Source organism: Streptomyces sp. NPDC042336, from assembly GCF_055581985.1.
In genome coordinates this window covers 432,092-448,861 of record NZ_JBVJEA010000001.1, presented here as the reverse complement: position 1 = coordinate 448,861, position 16,770 = coordinate 432,092, and the positions used below count along the sequence as shown (strand labels likewise).

Here is a 16,770-nt window from a genome sequence, read left to right as displayed (position 1 = left end):
GGCACGCACCGTCAGGCGAACGGCCAGGCGTAGGGGCCCTCGGGGTCGTCCAGCCACGCCCAGGCCCGTTCGCCGCTGACGGTGATGCCGTAGCGCTCGCGGCCCGGGGCGTCCTCGCGGTCCCAGAGCGCGTACGCCTCCTGCGGGTCGAGTCCGCCCCGGCTCAGCGCCAGCAGGAAGCGGAACCGGTCGTTCTCGCGGGCCCGGCGCGGTACGCCGCCCAGTCCCGGCGTCTCGGGCTCGGCGCGGTCCGCGCCGCGCAGCGGCACGAAGTACGCGGGCGTGTGCAGGAAGCGCCCCTCGGCGTGCCCTGCGTCGCGGACGGTGAGGACGACGAGGCCGGTGGCCAGCGGGGTCAGGATCCGGCCACCGGGACGGCACTGGGCGAGCCAGGCGCGCGGTACCGAGGGCAGCGTGCAGGTGGCGAGGATCCGGTCGTAGGGGGCGCGCTCGGGGACGCCGCGGGCGCCGTCGCCCGTGACGACGGCCGGGTGGTACCCGGCGGTGTCCAGGTGCCGGCGGGCCGACTCGGTGATCTCGGGCTCCAGGTCGACGGTGGTGACCAGGTCGTCGTCGCCCAGGCGGTGGGCGAGCAGGGCGGCGTTGTAGCCGGTGCCGGCGCCGATCTCCAGGACCCGGTCGCCGTCCCGCACGTCCAGCTCCACCAGCATCATCGCCATCAGCGAGGGCTGGCTGCTGGACGAGAGCAGTTCGCCGTCGCGCATCCGGGTCGCCAGCGGGGCGTCGGCGTACGCGCCGCGCACCCAGCGCTCGCGGGCGCCGGGGTCGGGGTCCTCGCCCCACCGGCGTTCGTAGCCACCCCGGACGCCGACGTAGTAGTACGGCACGAACAGGTGGCGCGGGACCTCCCGGAACGCCTCCCGCCACACCGGGTCGGCCGCCCAGGCGCCGCTCAGCTCGATCTCCCGCACCAGCTCCGCCCGCGCGGAGGCGGCGAGGCTGTCCAGGTCCTCGTACCCGCCCATGCGTCCACAGTACGGGCCGGGCGCACGGCGGGCAGGGTCCCGGAGCGGTCCTAGGTCTTGAGTCCTATGCCCCCCTGTCTGAGACCATGGACGGCGTGAACGAGATTCGGCGCGGCACGCTTCAGGAGCAGACCTTCTACGAGCAGGTCGGCGGGGAGGAGACCTTCCGCCGGCTCGTCCACCGTTTCTACGAGGGGGTCGCCGAGGACCCGATCCTGCGGCCGATGTACCCGGAGGAGGACCTCGGCCCGGCCGAGGACCGCTTCGCGCTGTTCCTCATGCAGTACTGGGGCGGCCCGACGACGTACAGCGACAACCGCGGCCATCCGCGGCTGCGGATGCGGCACGCGCCCTTCGCCGTCGACCGGGCCGCGCACGACGCCTGGCTGAAGCACATGCGGGTCGCGCTCGACGAGCTGGGCCTCTCGGAGGAGCACGAGCAGACGCTGTGGAAGTACCTGACGTACGCGGCGGCCTCGATGATCAACACCCAGGGCTGATACCGGACCGGCTGACAGGGTTGACTGGCTGACGGGCGCATTCCGGTCAGCCGACGCCGGAATCCGGTCACGATCCGGTCAAGTACACCTCCCGAGCGCTTACTTCCGCACCTCCACCTCTGACAACATCCGGGAGAGGTCTGGACAACAGCGGCGGGGGGCCGGGTGGCAGGGTACGGGGGGCTCGTCGGGTTCGTGCTGCTGCGTGCGCGGGCGCACCGCCTGCTGCTGGCCGCGGCCCTGCTCACCGTCCTGCTGACCACCACGGTGCTGGCCACCCTGACCGCCTACTCGGGCGCCATCGGCGACGCGGCCCTGCGGCACGCCCTCGCCGACCCGCGCACCGGGGCGGACGCCGCGCTGGTCGTGAAGGCCGACGTACCCGCCGAGCAGCGGTCGGCCGCCGGCGCCACCGTGCGCGAGGGCGCCGCCAAGACCTTCGAGGGCCTGCCGCGTACCGTACGGACCCTGGTGCGCTCGGGCCCGTACGCGCTGCCCGGCTCCCTGCGGCCGCCCACCGAGCGGTCCGGCGACCCCGATCTGACGTTCTTCGCGGCGCTCGACCCGGCGCAGGTCCGCATCGACGAGGGCCGGATGCCCGCGAACGGAGGCGAGGGCGCGGGCGGGGACGCCGACGGCGCCGTCGAGGTGGCGGTGCCGGTGGCCGCCGCCGAACGCATCGGCGTCGGTACCGGCGACCGGCTCACCCTCACCGACCGGCTCGACGGCCCGGCCGTCGACATCGTGGTGAGCGGCCTGTACCGGCCGGTCGACGCGGGGTCACCGTACTGGCGCCTGGACGACCTGGCCGGGCGCGGCCTCCAGCAGGGCGGCTTCACGACGTACGGGCCGCTGCTCGCCCCGCCCGGTGCGCTGAGCGGTGGGCGGGTGAGCGCGGGGTCCTCCGGGTGGCTGGTGACGGCGGACTACTCCTCGCTGACGACCGGACGGACGCAGGCCCTCGGGGAGGCGGCCCGGGGCGGCCTGGCGTGGCTGCGCGAGCAGCAGGTGCTCAGTGGCACCACCGCGGCGACCACCGAGCTGCCGACGATCCTGGAGCGTCTCGACCGTTCGCTGGAGGTCTCCCGTTCCACCCTCCTGGTGATCGCCTTGCAGCTGGTGCTGCTCGCGGGCGGGGCGCTGCTGCTGGTGGCACGGCTGCTGAGCGCGGAGCGGGCGGGCGAGCTGCGGCTGCTGCGGGCGCGCGGCGCCTCCCGGGCCCGGCTGGCGGCGGGCTCGGCGCTGGAGGCGCTGCTGCTGGCCGTGCCCGCGCTGGTCTGCGCGCCGCTGCTGGCCGGGCCGCTGGTCCGGCTGCTGGCCGGGCACGGGGCGCTGGCCCGGATCGGGCTCGGCTGGGAACCGGCGGCCGGTGGCGGCGGCACGGTGTGGCTGGTGGCGGCGGTCGCGGCGCTCGGGTGCACGCTGGCCGTGACGCTGCCCGCGCTGACCCTCGCGCCGGAGGCCGGCGGACGGCCCCGGGCGCTGCCGGGCTGGCTGCGGGCCGGCGCCGACGTGGGTCTGCTGGTGATCGCCGGTATCGCCTACTGGCAGCTGGACCAGCAGACCTCCTCCGCCGCCGGGACGGGCGAGGCCGACGGCGCGAGCGGCCTGGGGGTCGATCCGCTGTTCGTGGCGACGCCCACGCTGGCCCTGCTCGCCGGGACGGTGCTGGCGCTGCGGCTGCTGCCGCTGGTGGCGCGGCTCGCGGAGCGCCGGGCGGCGAGCGGGCGCGGTCTCGCGGCGGCGCTGGCGGGCTGGCAGCTGAGCCGCCGTCCGATGCGCGGGGCGGGTCCGGTGCTGCTGCTGGTGCTCGCCGTGGCGCTGGGCACGATGGCGATCGGGCAGGGCGCCTCGTGGTCCCGCTCGCAGGACGACCAGGCCGACTTCCGTACCGGGGCGCCGGTCCGGGTGCAGGCCTCGGGAACGCCGGGCCCGGGCCGCACCGACCTGGTCGCGGGCGTCCCGGGGGTGGCGGAGGTCGCCCCCGTGGCCCGGTCCGAGGTCTCCCTGTCCGGCGACCGGACGGCGACGGTGCTCGCGCTGGACACCTCGCACGCGGCGGGTCTGATGCTGATGCGGCCGGACCTGGCCGACGAGTCGCCGGGGGCGCTGCTGTCCGGGATGGCGCCGGGTCAGCCGTCGAAGGGCGCGAGGATCCCGGCGGGCACGGCCCGCCTCGCGCTGGCGGCGACCCTGACCGTCCGCGGCGCCGGCCCGGCCCCGGCCGGCTCCCAGTCGGCGGACGTGGCGGTCACCGTCGAGGACCGCTGGGGCACCCCGTACCGGCTGGAGGCCGGTTCGCTGGCCGCCGACGGCCGGGAGCACACGCTCGGCCTGGACGTCTCCGCCGGTCCGCTCACCCTGACCGGCGTCGAGTCCACGGTGGTCCAGCCCGGCGGCCGGGGCGAGGAACACCGGCTGACCGTACGGCGGGTGACGGCCACGGCCGCCGACGGGACCGTACGCCCGGTCCCGCTGCCCGGCGCCTGGACGGCCGGTTCGGAACTGGCGCCGCCGCCGGCAGCACCGGTCCCGGGCGGCGCCCCCTCCGAGCCGCGTGTGCTCGGCTCGGGTCCGCTCGCCGTCGAGTACGCCACGGGCCGCTCGGAGGCCGGCTGGAAGATCACCACGCTGTCCGTGCGATTGCGGGTCGCGCAGCCGAAGCCGGCCGAGGTGACCGCCGTGGCCACCGACCGCTTCCTCGACTCCTCGGGCGCCCGCACCGGGCAGCGCGTCCCGGTGCTGATCGGCGGCCACGACGTCCCGGTGCGGATCGTCCGCTCGGTGCGCGAGCTGCCGGGCACCGGTCCCGAGACCCCCTCGGCGCAGTTCGGCGGCGCCCTGCTGGTCGACCTGCCGGCGGTCAACCGGCAGTTGCAGGGCAAGTACGGCGCCGCCGTCGCGCCCACCGAGTGGTGGCTGCGGACCGGGCCCGGGAAGACCGACGAGGCGGCGGCCGGCCTGCGGGCGTTCCCGGACACCGCGCCGGCCCAGGTCCTGGTCCGCGACGAGGTCGCCGAGCGGCTGCGTGACGACCCGTTCGGCGCCGGTCCCGGGGCGGCGTTCGCCGCGGCGACCCTGGTGGCGGCGGCGCTCGCCGCGGTCGGCTTCGCGGTGAGCGCGGCCGGGTCGCTGCGCGAGCGCGGCACCGAGTTCTCCGTACTGCGCGCCCTGGGCGCCTCGCGCCGCCGGCTGGCCCGCACGGTCGCCGCCGAGCAGGGCGTGCTGACCGGCCTGGCCCTGCTGACCGGCGCCGCCCTGGGCGCGGTCCTGACCCGGGCGGTGATCCCGCTGACCGTACTGACCCCGCAGGCCACCCGCCCCGTGCCGGACGTCCACGTGTCCCTGCCGGGCGACCGCATCGCCCTGCTGCTGGCCGGCATGGCCGTCGTCCCGCTCCTGGTCACCGCGGCACTGGCCCTGCGCCGCACCGACACGACGGTGACCCTCAAGGACGGAGGTACCGGCCGGTGAACCCCGTGACCGCGCCCCGGACCCCCACCCGCCCGCGCCACCGGACCACCCCGCCGGCGCCCGCGACGACGACCCCGCCGTCCCCGTCCGGGACGACCACGCCGACGACCGCCACCGCACGGGCACCGCACTCCACCCGCACGACGGCGACCCCCGAAGGACAGGGAGGTACCGGCCGGTGAACCCCGTGACCGCGCCCTGGGTGCGTACCCGGCTGCGGGCCGCGCCCGGCGCCGCCGTGGCGCTGGCGGTGCTGGTGGCGCTGACCGCGTGTCTGGCCGCCGCGTTCCCCCGGGCGCTGGACCGGTACACGGACGCCGGTCTGCGCCAGGCCGTCGAGCACGCCCCGGTCGACGAGAGCAGCATCCTGGTGACCGCCGGGCCCGACCTCGACGGAGAGGTGGCCCACGCGGAGGACAGCGTCCGGCCCGAACGCCTCACCAGCCTCTACGAGTCCGCCCTCGGCACGGTCGAGCGTCCGCTCGTCATCGACGAGAAGCGCTCCTCCTACGGCGTCCGCACCACCGAGACCCTGCCCTCGCCGGACAAGTGGCTGCCCCGGCCCGACGGCCTCCCCGCGGAGATGCTCCTCGCCGCCCCGCACGGTCTCGCCGACCACACCCGGCTGCGCTCCGGCCGGCTGCCCGAGGTCCCCGGCAAGGAGGCGACCGCCTCGACCTCCGAGGTGCAGGCCGCGGTGACCGAGGAGACGGCCCGGACCCTGCACATCGAGGCGGGCTCGGTCATCCACCTGCCCGGCCGCCAGGGCCTCACCGTCCGCGTCACCGGCATCGTCACTCCCGAGGAACCCGACAGCCCCTACTGGTCCGTCGACTCCCTGCTGCGCACCCCCTCCCTGCGGCGCACGCCGGGACCGATGGGAGCGTCCAACCCCAGCTACTGGGTCGGCGGCCTGCTGCTCGCCCCCGAGGCGGCCCCCGCGCTGCTGAGCACGACCCCCACGGTCCGCTACTGGCACCTGACCCCGGACCCGGACGCCCTGCACAGCCGCGACCTCGACGAACTCGCCTCCGCCGTGGCCTCCCTGGAGTCCGGTCCCGGTCTGGAGAAGCTGCACTCGTCGATCAGCCCGCTCACCGACGTCGCGACCGGACTCGACTCGGCCTTCACCACGTACGAGGAACTCCGCGGCGACATCGGCCCGCTGATCGTCGTCGCCGCCTCGGGCGCGGGCACGGTCGCCGCGGTCGTCCTGCTGATGGCGGGCGGCCTGGCCACCGAACGGCGCCGCGCCGAACTGGCCCTGCTGCGGGCCCGCGGCGCCTCCGTACGGGGCCTGATCGGCCGGCTGCTGGCCGAGACGGCGGTCGTCGCGGTGCCCGCGGGCGCCCTCGGATGCGCCGTGGCCCTGCTCGCGCTGCCCGGCGGCCGGCTGCTCCCCGCGCTCTGGGCCGCCGTCGCGGTCACCGCCGTGGCCTGCCTGGCGCTGCCGCTGCGGGCCGCCGCCGCGCACCACGCCGTACGGGTCCACGACGGCCGCCGGGACGCGGTCTCCCCGCGCGCCTCCCGGCGCCGTACGGTCGCCGAACTGACCGTCGTGGTCCTCGCCCTCGGCGCGGTCGAGATGCTGCGCCGGCGCGGGGCTACGAACGGCGCCGGTGACCTGGTGGCGATGGCTCCGGTGCTGGTCGGGGTGATCGCCGCGCTGGTGCTGGTGCGGCTGTATCCGCTGCCGCTGCGCGGGCTGGCCCGCCCGGCCCGGCGACTGCGGGGTGCCGTCGGACCGCTCGCGCTGGCCCGGGCCGGGCGCGGCTCCGCCTCCGCCGTACTGCCCCTGCTCGCGCTGCTGACGGCGTTCACCGTGGCGGCGTTCGGCGGCTCGGTCCTCAGCGGCGTCGCCGACGCGCGCGACCGGGCGGCGCTGCTCTCCGTCGGCGCCGACGGCCGGGTGGAGGCGGAGGCCGCGCTGCCCGCCGGGCTGTCCGGCCGGCTCGGGAAGGCGCCCGGGGTGCGGGAGGTCACCGAGGTCGGCCTCGACTACCAGGCCAGGACGAACGACGGCCGCCAGTCGCTGCCGCTCGCGACGGTGGACCCCGGCGACTACGCGGCGCTGGCCGGGCGGACGGACCTCGGCGCGTTCCCCGCGGGGAAGCTGACGCGGCCGGACGGCGCCGAGGGCGGCTCCGAGGACGCCGTGCTGCCCGCGCTGGCCTCGCCGACGGTCGCCGAACGGTTCGGCAACGACACCTTCCAGGTGCGCGTGGCCGACGGCAGCGTCGCCACACTGCGGATCGTGCTGGTCCGCGACCACACCCCCGCCGTGACCGGCGACGACTTCCTCGTCGTGGACCGGGCCGGGCTGCCGGCCGGGGCCGTCCGGCCGAACGTCCTGCTGCTCACCGGCGACGACCTGGACGCGGGCGCGGTGCACCGGGCGGCGGACGACGCCGGCACCGTCGAGCTGCGGTCCGAGGAGCGCGGCAGGTACGTGGACTCGCCGCTGCAGTCCGGCGCGGAGCACATCTACACGGCCGCCGTGGCCGCCGCCGCCGGCTACGCCGCCCTGGCCCTGCTGCTGTCCCTGGCCGGCACCGCGCCCGAACGCGCCGCGCTCCTCGCCCGGCTGCGCACCATGGGCCTCACCCGCGCCCAGGGCCGCCGCCTGCTCGTCCTGGAGTCCCTCCCACAGGCCCTGCCCGCGGCACTGGGCGGCATCCTGACCGGCTGGGCGGCCGTCCGGCTCCTCTCCCCCGGCATCGACCTGACGACCATCGCGGTGTCGGCAGCGACGTCCCCGGCGGGGCGCGCGGAACTGAGCGCCGACCCCTGGTCGCTGGCCGTCCCGGCGGTGGCGGTGCTGGTCCTGACGGTGGGGGTGGCGGCGCTCCAGGCATGGTGGTCGGGCCGGCGCGGAGCGGTGGCGGAGCTCCGGGCGGGTGACGCCCGGTGAAGGCCCGGCCGACGACGCGGCGGACCGCGGACGCAGACACGGAGGAGACCCGATGACGACCGACCCCACCCTCGCGGACCTGGCCGACCGCGTCGCGGCGTCCCGGGACCGGCCCGCGTACGGCCACGACGCCCTGATCACCTGCGACCGCCTGGTACGGATCTTCAGCGCGGACGGGGTGGAGGTGCAGGCCCTCCAGGGACTCGACCTGCTGGTCCGGGAGGGCGAGCTGATGGCGCTGGTCGGCGCCTCGGGCAGCGGCAAGTCCACGCTGATGAACATCCTGGCCGGTCTGGACACACCGACCGCCGGGGCGGCCCGGGTCGCGGGGCGCGACCTGCTCACGATGACGGCGAAGGACCGCCTGGCCTACCGCCGCACGGTGGTCGGCTTCGTGTGGCAGCAGACGTCCCGGAACCTGATGCCGTACCTGACGGCCGCGCAGAACGTGGCGCTGCCCATGCAGCTGGCCGGCACCGGCGGACGCCGGGCGGCACGCACCGAGCGCGCGCTGGAACTCCTGGACCTGATGGGCGTCGCGGACTGCCGCGACCGGCGCCCACGGGAGCTGTCCGGCGGGCAGCAGCAGCGGGTCGCCATCGCCGTGGCCCTCGCGAGCGACCCGTCCGTGCTGCTCGCGGACGAGCCGACGGGCGAGCTGGACTCCCACACCGCGGAACAGATCTTCGCCGCGTTCCGTACGGCGAACGAGCAGTTGGGCACCACGGTCGTCATCGTGACCCACGACCAGGCGGTGGCCGGTGAGGTCCGCCGCACCGTCGCCATCCGCGACGGCCGCACCTCCACGGAGGTGCTGCGCCGCAGCGAGGTGGACGCGGAGACCGGCCACGAGACGGTGGTGGCCCGCGAGTACGCCATGCTGGACCGGGCCGGCCGGCTCCAGCTGCCCGCCGACTACACCGCGGCCCTCGGCATGCGCGACCGCGTCGCCCTGGAACTGGAGTCGGACCACATCGCCGTACGGCCGGACGACAGCGAGCCACAGCACTGAGCGGCGGCCCGGACGGCCTCAGCGCACGCTGATGCCCAGGGCTCCGGTCCCCGCCCGCCGCAGCGCGACGGACCCGAAGGGCGTGCGCAGCCGCAGCCACGCACCGGAGGACAGCAGCTTCGGCGCGTCCTCGCCGGAACCGGAACCGGAGGCCGGTGCTCCGCGCGGCCGCAGGAACCCGAGCGACTGGGCCGCGTGCACGGCCCGCACCGGCAGCCCGGTGTCCCCGACGCTCCGGGACCAGATCTCCCGCCCGACCCGGTCCAGCTCGGCCCGCGTACGGGCCTCGGGGGCCAGCTCGCCCGTCCGCGTGCGGAACTCCGCCACCGCGGCGGCGACCAGCGCGCGCAGCGCGTCCGGAGCGGGCAGTCCCACCTCGGTCCGCCAGCCCCCGCGCGGGGGCAGCACCCCGGCCCAGGGCGGCCCGGTCACCGTGTCCGGCACGCCGGAGGTGGCCGTCCGCTCGTCCACGGTCTCCAGCAGCTCACCGGCGGAGACGGTCACGTCGAGAGTGGCGTCGAGCCCGTTCTCGTACGGCTTGGCCAGCCGTACCGCGCGCACGGCCAGCACCTCGAAGGAGGGCGGCCGCCCGAAGACGGCCAGGGCGGTGCCGGCCGCCTGGAGGCGTACCGCGGCGGAACGGTCGTAGTGGAGCAGCCGGGAGAGGAAGGCCGCGAGATCCGCGGCCTCCCCTTCGTCGGCGAGGTGGAGCACCGTCATGCGGCGACGGCCTCCTCCTTGGCGTCGGTGTACTCCCGGAGGAACTCCCGCTCCTCGGCGGTGAGCCGCCGGGGCCGCTGCGCCTCGAAGTCGAACGGCACGATCACCGTGGAGGCGCGGACGTAGATCTCGTCCCCGTCCTTGACCTCGTAGGTGAGGGTGAAGGAGGCGGCCCTGATCTCCGTTACCCACAGCTCGATGTCGACCGGGTGGTGCCGGTGGACGAGCTGCCGCTTGTAGTCGATCTCATGGCGTGCCACCACGGACCCCTGCTTGAAGTCCTTCTCCGGGCGGAACAGGAAGTCGATACGGGCCTCCTCCAGGTAGCGGAGGAAGACCACGTTGTTGACGTGGCCGTACGCGTCCATGTCCGCCCAGCGCAGTGGGCAGCGGTAGATGTGCCGCAAGATCAGCCCCGGGTCAGCTTCTTGTAGGTGGCGCGGTGCGGGCGGGCGGCGTCGGCGCCGAGCCGCTCGACCTTGTTCTTCTCGTACGACTCGAAGTTGCCCTCGAACCAGAACCACTTGGACTCACCCTCGTAGGCGAGGATGTGGGTGGCGACCCGGTCCAGGAACCACCGGTCGTGGGAGACGACCACGGCGCACCCGGGGAACTCGAGCAGCGCGTTCTCCAGGCTGGAGAGCGTCTCGACGTCGAGGTCGTTGGTCGGCTCGTCGAGGAGCAGCAGGTTGCCGCCCTGCTTGAGGGTGAGCGCGAGGTTCAGGCGGTTGCGCTCACCGCCGGAGAGGACGCCGGCCGCCTTCTGCTGGTCCGGCCCCTTGAACCCGAAGGCGGACACGTAGGCGCGGGAGGGCATCTCGACCTGTCCGACGTTGATGTAGTCCAGCTCGTCGGAGACGACGGCCCACAGCGTCTTCTTCGGGTCGATGTGCTCGCGGCTCTGGTCGACGTAGGAGATCTTGACCGTGTCGCCGACCTTGATCTCGCCGGAGTCCGGCTCCTCGAGGCCCTGGATCATCTTGAACAGGGTGGTCTTGCCGGCGCCGTTGGGCCCGATGACCCCGACGATGCCGTTGCGCGGCAGCGTGAAGGAGAGGTCGTCGATGAGGACCTTCTCCCCGAAGGCCTTGCTGAGGTTGTTCACCTCGACGACGACGTTGCCGAGGCGCGGGCCCGGCGGGATCTGGATCTCCTCGAAGTCCAGCTTCCGCATCTTGTCGGCCTCGGCGGCCATCTCCTCGTACCGCGCGAGGCGGGCCTTGGACTTGGCCTGGCGTCCCTTGGCGTTGGAGCGCACCCACTCCAGCTCGTCCTTGAGGCGCTTCTGCCGCTTGGCGTCCTTCTGGCCCTCGACCTTGAGGCGGGTGGCCTTGGTCTCCAGGTACTTGGAGTAGTTGCCCTCGTAGCCGTGCAGGCGGCCGCGGTCGACCTCGCAGATCCAGCCGGCGACGTTGTCCAGGAAGTACCGGTCGTGGGTGACGGCCACGACGGTGCCCTCGTACTTGGCGAGGTGCTGCTCCAGCCAGTTCACCGACTCGGCGTCGAGGTGGTTGGTGGGCTCGTCGAGCAGCAGCAGGTCGGGGGCCTCCAGCAGCAGCTTGCACAGCGCCACACGCCGCTTCTCACCACCGGACAGGTTGACCACGGGCCAGTCGCCGGGCGGGCAGCCCAGCGCGTCCATGGCCTGCTCCAGCTGGGCGTCGAGGTCCCAGGCGTTGGCGTGGTCCAGCTCCTCCTGGAGCTTGCCCATCTCCTCCAGCAGCGCGTCCGAGTAGTCGGTCGCCATCTGCTCGGCGATCTCGTTGAACCGGTCGAGCTTGCCCTTGACCTCGGCGACACCCTCCTGGACGTTCTCCAGGACGGTCTTCTCCTCGTTGAGCGGGGGCTCCTGGAGCAGGATGCCGACGGTGTAACCGGGAGACAGGAAGGCGTCCCCGTTCGACGGCTGCTCCAACCCCGCCATGATCTTCAGAACGGTCGACTTACCGGCACCGTTCGGTCCGACCACACCGATCTTCGCGCCGGGCAGGAAGCTCAGGGTGACGTCATCAAGGATCACCTTGTCGCCGTGCGCCTTGCGCGCCTTGCGCATGGTGTAAATGTACTCAGCCAAGAGAAACCGTCCGGCAGCTTGATCAGGCAGTGGGCAGATACACCCCATCTTGCCGCACCGCCACCCCTGGGAGGAAACGCGTTCCGGGCGGGGCCTGTGACCTGGGGTTTCGTACGCCGCGCTACCGTGCCGCCGTGGGGCGCGCCTCATGGCGTTGGGCTGTGACCTCATCTGGGCGACGACGTGGATGGAGGAGGCCAACGCAGCCCGGTCCGTATCTGTTCCACGGCGTCGATCCGGCGGAGGGTCTCACCGGCGCCGACTTCACCGTGCTCGCCGTCACTGCTCGTTCCTTCGGCGGACGAACAGCAGGACCGCGCCGCCCATGACCACGAGGCCGATGGCCGCGCCGCCGATCAGAGGGGTCGCGTCGGAGCTGCCGGTTTCGGCGAGGTTGGGGCCGGCGGAGGGGGTGACGACCGTGGCGGGGGCCGGTTCGCTGAGGGTGTGGGTGGTGTCGGACAGGGTGGCGCTCTGGGTGCGGCAGTCGAGGACGCCGCTGAAACGCTGTTCGAAGCCGGCCGGGCCCCGGATCGTGAAGTCGTAGGCGCGGTCCTCCGGCAGCGGGACCGGTACCGTCCGGGTCTCGCCCGGCGCGATGGTGTACTCGGCGTCCAGCAGTTCGAAGGTGAAGGGCTCGTCGCCCTTGTTGAGCGCGGTGATGTCGAGGGTGCCCTCGGCGCAGTTCTTCTCGGCGGACAGGGCGGGTACCGCGCCCTCGGCGGCCCAGGTGGCGGTCGCCGTCGCCGCGACCGTCGACTCGCTGGAACCGGCCAGGATCTGCGTCTGGCTGCGGCTCTCGGAGGCGAAGGCGCGGCCGACCGGCACGGTCGTCGACGCCTGGACGGACAGCCGGGCGGTGCCGGCCTCCGCGTCCTCGGGAACGTCGAAGAAGATCTGGGTACCGTCGGTGACGTCGGTGACGGGCTCGCCCTTCTTGTCGACGATCCGTACGGCGTCCTTGGCGGCGGCGTCCACCGGGGGCGTCACCGTCACGCCGCCCGCGTTGGTGTGGACCGTCACCGGGCCGAGCCGCTCACCGGGGCGGCCCGAGACGGCCGGCGGGTCGAGGGCGAGGGAGGCCGCGGGCTCGGCCAGGTCGCGGGCGTTCTTCTCCAGGTAGTCGGCGAGCCGCTCGGCCTGCGGGTCGACGGCCTCGACGTCCGTGTCGTCCGAGTACCGCCAGATGGCGACCTGGGTACCGGCCGCCGCGTCCTCCTCGGTGAGCCCGCCCCGCACGCCCGCCTTCTTCGCGAGCGCGGCCAGGTCGTTGACCTGCGGGTAGGAGTTCCCCAGGATCCAGCGGATGCGGCCTGCGTCCTTGTTGGTGCCCAGCGACGTGCCGCTCCAGGGAGTCTCCTGGTACTTCGCGTCCTTCTGCGTCGGGTTCTGGATGTCGACGCAGTACGTCTGCAGCATGCCGCCGCCCTCGACGGACATCTCGAACAGGCCGGCCGACACCTGCTGGTCGCCGTCCTCCCCGTGGATGACCGCGGTGCCGTGCGCCTTCAGGCCGCCTATCGTGGCCGTCGCCCCGCCCTGTCCCCGCACTCCGTCCCGCGCGCCGTCCTGGGCGGCGGCGGCCGGTGCCGCACCGGTCACCACACCGGCGACGGCGAGCGCGGACGCCAGCGCCCCGGCGGCGAGACGTGCCGCCCCTCGACCGGGCAGAGACGGCGCAGCGAGCGAAGAAAACACCAAATTCCCCTTCGAGCAGGACCCGTTGGCGTGGGGGGAACGGTCCCACCAGCAGAATCAGCAGCCACACAAGGCTCGTTCGGCATCCTAAGGACGTGGCGGACCGGGCTTGCCGGTGATCGTCGCCCGCGCGGTGATCCGAATCGGAATCGTTATCGCCGAGAGCCTCTTCGAGCAGGACTTATCGACAAATCCACCCGCCCTCGCACCGGACGCAAGCGGGGACAAGCCGCACTTCGGGCGGTTTCGGCGGGGCCGGCCGGCCTCTGTGTCATCCCACCGGGACGGGCTCCGGCCGCTGTTCGGGGACTTGACCGGCCGCCTGCCCAGCCGGCTCCCCCGTGGCTTCCCCTGCCGGTTCCCCGGACCGTCCCCCGGACGCGACCTCCCAGTTGGGTTCCGGCTGGGGCGGGGAGGCCGAGGCCTCCGCCCTGCCGGTGCGCCGGAACGCCGCCGTGCCGCGGGCCAGATCGTGGCCGATCGCCACCGCGTCGACGTCGGCCGAGGTCCGGCTCTGCCCCTCGCGCACATCGGTGCGCACCTTCAGCCTGCCCTGCACGACGACGGGGTCGCCCACCGCCAGTGACCCCGAGGCGTTGGCGGCGAGCTGCCGGTTGGCCCACACCGTGAAGAAGTTGGTGTGTCCGTCCGTCCAGGCACTCTTCTCGCGGTCCCAGTAGCGCGCGGTGACCGCGAGCCGGAAGCGCAGCGACGGTCCGTTCGCCAGTTCCCGGAAGACCGGCTGGGTGGCCACGTTCCCCACCGCGCAGATCATCGTCTCGTTCATCGCGAGTCCTCCCTCCCGCACGGGCGTGTCCCGTACGGCGGCCGGGGCGACCGCGTCCGTCGCGATCGCCGTGAAGGCCAGATTGCCCGCGGCCGGGCCGGTCCGCTGAGGGCTGTGGACCGGCCCAGCGCCTGTGGAGAACTCCGCCACCCGCGCGGGTGGCAGCCGTGGACGGGCGCCGCTACCTCGTCGCCGCTCCGACCCCCAGCCCCGCCCCCGTGACCCGCGCGTACTGTTCGCGCACCTCGCGGTACCGCAGCAGTTCCGCCGCCAGCGGGTCCAGCACCCTGGCCCGGCCGCACCCCGCGGCCGCTTCCCGCAACAGGCGCTCCGCCTCGTGGCCGTAGCGTCTGGCGGGTCCGCGGGCCGCCAGACGGCAGCTCCACTCGATGAGGGGGCCGCCGACGATGCCGGCCAGCATCAGCAGCACGGGCACCCCCAGGTTCGGCGGCACGACGCCGATGATCTGGCCCAGCAGCCACAGGCCGCCCACCACCTGGAGCAGGGTCATGGTCGCCTGGGCGAGGACGGCCACCGGCCACCATCCGGGCCGGGGCGGGCGTCCCGGGGGCAGGCCCGCGCGCACCGCCAGCTCGTCGAGGGCCTCGGGCAGCCCCTGGGCGCCGCGGACGGCCGCCTCGCGCATGGCCAGGGCCCACGGCGCCGGCAGCCCGGCCGACGCCCGGTCCGAGACCGTACGCACCGCCTGTTCGACGCGCTGACGGGCCGTGATCTCCTCGTCCGCCTGGGCGCGGGCGGACAGCCGTCCCGTGACGGGATCGCGCCGGTCGTGGTACCAGCGCCACAGCCGCAGCCAGGGAGTCCCGCACGCGCGGTTGGCGTTGCGCAGCCAGGCGCGTTCGGCGGCCTCGCCCGCCGCGGTGGCGCCCACCGCGTCGGCCAGCCGGTCCGCGAACTCGTCCCGCGCCTCCTCGCTGAGCCCGGTGCGCCGCCCCGTGACGTACACGGGGCGCAGCTGCCGGGCGGCGGCGTCCACATCGGCCGCGATCCGGCGGGCCGGGGCCTGCCGTTCGGCGACGAACTGGCCGAGCGTCTCGCGCAGTTCGCCGACGCCCTCGCCGGTGAGCGCGGACAGGGCGAGCACGGTCGCCCCCGGTTCGCCGTACTCCCCCAGCGCGATGCCGTCCTCGTCGAGCAGGCGCCGCAGATCGTCGAGGACCTGCTCGGCGGCCTCCCCGGGCAGCCGGTCGACCTGGTTGAGGACGACGAAGGTGACCTCGGCGTGGCCCGCCATCGGCCGCAGATAGCGCTCGTGGATCAGGGCGTCGGCGTACTTCTCCGGGTCGACGACCCAGATGACGGCGTCGACCAGCGCCAGGATGCGGTCCACCTGCTCGCGGTGCTGCACGGCCGCCGAGTCGTGGTCGGGCAGGTCGATCAGGACCAGCCCGCGCAGCGGCGACTCGGAGTCCGGGTGCTGGAGCGGACGTCGGCGCAGCCGGCCCGGGATGCCGAGTCGGTCGAGGAGGCTGGCGGCGCCGTCACTCCAACTGCACGCGATGGGCGAGGCGGTGGTCGGCCGGCGGACGCCGGTCTCGGAGATCGTCACCCCGGCGAGGGTGTTGAACAGCTGGGACTTGCCGCTGCCGGTCGCACCGGCGATGGCGACGACGGTGTGCTGTCCGGAGAGCCTGCGCCGCGCGGCGGCCTCGTCCAGCACCCGGCCCGCCTCGGCCAGGGTGCCGCTGTCGAGCCGGGTCCGGGAGAGTCCCACCAGTTCGCGCAGCGCGTCCAGGCGCGACCTGAGGTTCCCGTCGTAGGCGAGCGGCATCAGGGCCGCCGAGGAGGCGGCGGGCCTGCTCGGCAGGACGGCGAACTGCTCGGCCGGGGCGTTCTCGTCCACCCGCCGTGCGATCAGTCCGTCGCCCCAGGCGGCCTCCCCGTCCCCGGAACCGCCCGCACCGCCCGAACCTCCCGCACCGCCGGTCGAGCCCTCGGTACGGTCCGCGCGGGGATGCGCCCCGATGGCCCCGTCCTCCACGCGCGCGTGAGAGCCGCCCGAGCGGTCGCTCCCGCGTTCCCGCCGACGCCTCCCGCGCCCCGCGTCCTCGGCCTCGCCCGCCTCGCCCTCCGCGTCCTCACGCGGGGCACGCTCACGGGCGGCGCGCTCGCGGGCCGCGGCCTGCCCGGCGGTGTCCTCCCGGCCCCGGCCGTCCTGCCCGCCCTGACCGTCCCGGTGACTCCGGCCGTCCTGCCCGTCCCGGCGATCCTGCCGGACCTGTCGGTCCCGCTGATCCCGCTCGTCCGGCCGGCCCCGCTGGTCCCAGCCGTCTCGCTGCCTCCGGTCGCCCCGCCGGCTCTGGCCGTCGCGCGGTTCCTGATCGTCCCAGTGGTCCCGGTCGTCCTGCCCGTCCCGGCCGTCTCGCCGCTCGCGGGAGCCCCGCCCGCTCTGGCCGTCCGTGCGGTCCCGGTCGTCCCCCTCCCGGCGGTCCCGCCCCTCCCCGGCAGCAGTCCGCCGGCCCCGGTCGTCGCGGTCGTCCCGGGAGTCCGGTGTGTCGGCCGCCCGGTCCGCGCGTTCCGCCTCCTTCGGCGCGGGGTCGGTGTGCTCGGTGTGCTCGGTGGGGTCCTGGTCAGTGACGGCGGTCAC

The 16,770-nt window shown here is 74.9% G+C and carries 11 protein-coding genes; 4 read left to right on the top strand and 7 right to left on the bottom strand.

All coding sequences use genetic code 11. From position 1 onward, the window contains the following. Positions 1 to 11: 11 nt before the first annotated feature. Positions 12 to 986: a methyltransferase domain-containing protein gene (locus ACZ6IM_RS02190; RefSeq protein ID WP_052838100.1), complete on the bottom strand. Its 975-nt coding sequence runs from the start codon at positions 984 to 986 to the stop codon at positions 12 to 14. A gap of 86 nt (positions 987 to 1,072) precedes the next feature. Here ACZ6IM_RS02190 and ACZ6IM_RS02185 point away from each other — a divergent pair, with 86 nt between their 5' ends. The 4 genes from ACZ6IM_RS02185 to ACZ6IM_RS02170 all read left to right on the top strand — a co-directional run bounded on the left by ACZ6IM_RS02185 (position 1,073) and on the right by ACZ6IM_RS02170 (position 8,883). Further along, complete coding sequence (locus tag ACZ6IM_RS02185) at positions 1,073 to 1,486, top strand: globin (protein WP_052838099.1); 414 nt, start codon at positions 1,073 to 1,075, stop codon at positions 1,484 to 1,486. A gap of 165 nt (positions 1,487 to 1,651) precedes the next feature. Continuing rightward, positions 1,652 to 4,960: an FtsX-like permease family protein gene (locus ACZ6IM_RS02180; RefSeq protein ID WP_469553876.1), complete on the top strand. Its 3,309-nt coding sequence runs from the start codon at positions 1,652 to 1,654 to the stop codon at positions 4,958 to 4,960. A 178-nt stretch (positions 4,961 to 5,138) separates the two neighbouring features. Beyond that, complete coding sequence (locus tag ACZ6IM_RS02175; protein ID WP_052838097.1) at positions 5,139 to 7,871, top strand: ABC transporter permease; 2,733 nt, start codon at positions 5,139 to 5,141, stop codon at positions 7,869 to 7,871. A gap of 52 nt (positions 7,872 to 7,923) precedes the next feature. Further along, positions 7,924 to 8,883, top strand: a complete 960-nt coding sequence (locus ACZ6IM_RS02170; RefSeq protein ID WP_052838096.1) for an ABC transporter ATP-binding protein — start codon at positions 7,924 to 7,926, stop codon at positions 8,881 to 8,883. A gap of 18 nt (positions 8,884 to 8,901) precedes the next feature. On the opposite strand, the gene ACZ6IM_RS02165 is transcribed toward ACZ6IM_RS02170, so the two are convergent. The 6 genes from ACZ6IM_RS02165 to ACZ6IM_RS02140 form a co-directional block, all read right to left on the bottom strand. Continuing rightward, positions 8,902 to 9,603 (bottom strand): DUF8185 domain-containing protein, encoded by a 702-nt coding sequence (locus ACZ6IM_RS02165; protein WP_052838095.1) that lies wholly within the window; start codon positions 9,601 to 9,603, stop codon positions 8,902 to 8,904. After that, the gene (locus tag ACZ6IM_RS02160) at positions 9,600 to 10,010 is read right to left on the bottom strand and encodes an acyl-CoA thioesterase (protein WP_052838094.1); all 411 of its coding nucleotides are present in this window, start codon (positions 10,008 to 10,010) and stop codon (positions 9,600 to 9,602) included. The genes ACZ6IM_RS02165 and ACZ6IM_RS02160 overlap by 4 nt, the downstream gene beginning before the upstream one ends. A 2-nt stretch (positions 10,011 to 10,012) precedes the next feature. Beyond that, the gene (ettA, locus tag ACZ6IM_RS02155) at positions 10,013 to 11,677 is read right to left on the bottom strand and encodes an energy-dependent translational throttle protein EttA (protein ID WP_052838093.1); all 1,665 of its coding nucleotides are present in this window, start codon (positions 11,675 to 11,677) and stop codon (positions 10,013 to 10,015) included. Positions 11,678 to 11,956: 279 nt separating this feature from the next. Then, on the bottom strand, positions 11,957 to 13,375 hold the full coding sequence (locus tag ACZ6IM_RS02150) for a Cys-Gln thioester bond-forming surface protein (protein WP_052838092.1): 1,419 nt from the start codon (positions 13,373 to 13,375) through the stop codon (positions 11,957 to 11,959). 271 nt (positions 13,376 to 13,646) lie between these two features. Then, positions 13,647 to 14,162 carry a single-stranded DNA-binding protein gene (locus ACZ6IM_RS02145; RefSeq protein WP_052838290.1) on the bottom strand — a complete coding sequence of 172 codons (516 nt, stop codon included), beginning with the start codon at positions 14,160 to 14,162 and terminating at the stop codon, positions 13,647 to 13,649. A gap of 181 nt (positions 14,163 to 14,343) precedes the next feature. Next, positions 14,344 to 16,770, bottom strand: a complete 2,427-nt coding sequence (locus ACZ6IM_RS02140) for a YfjP family GTPase (protein ID WP_469553873.1) — start codon at positions 16,768 to 16,770, stop codon at positions 14,344 to 14,346.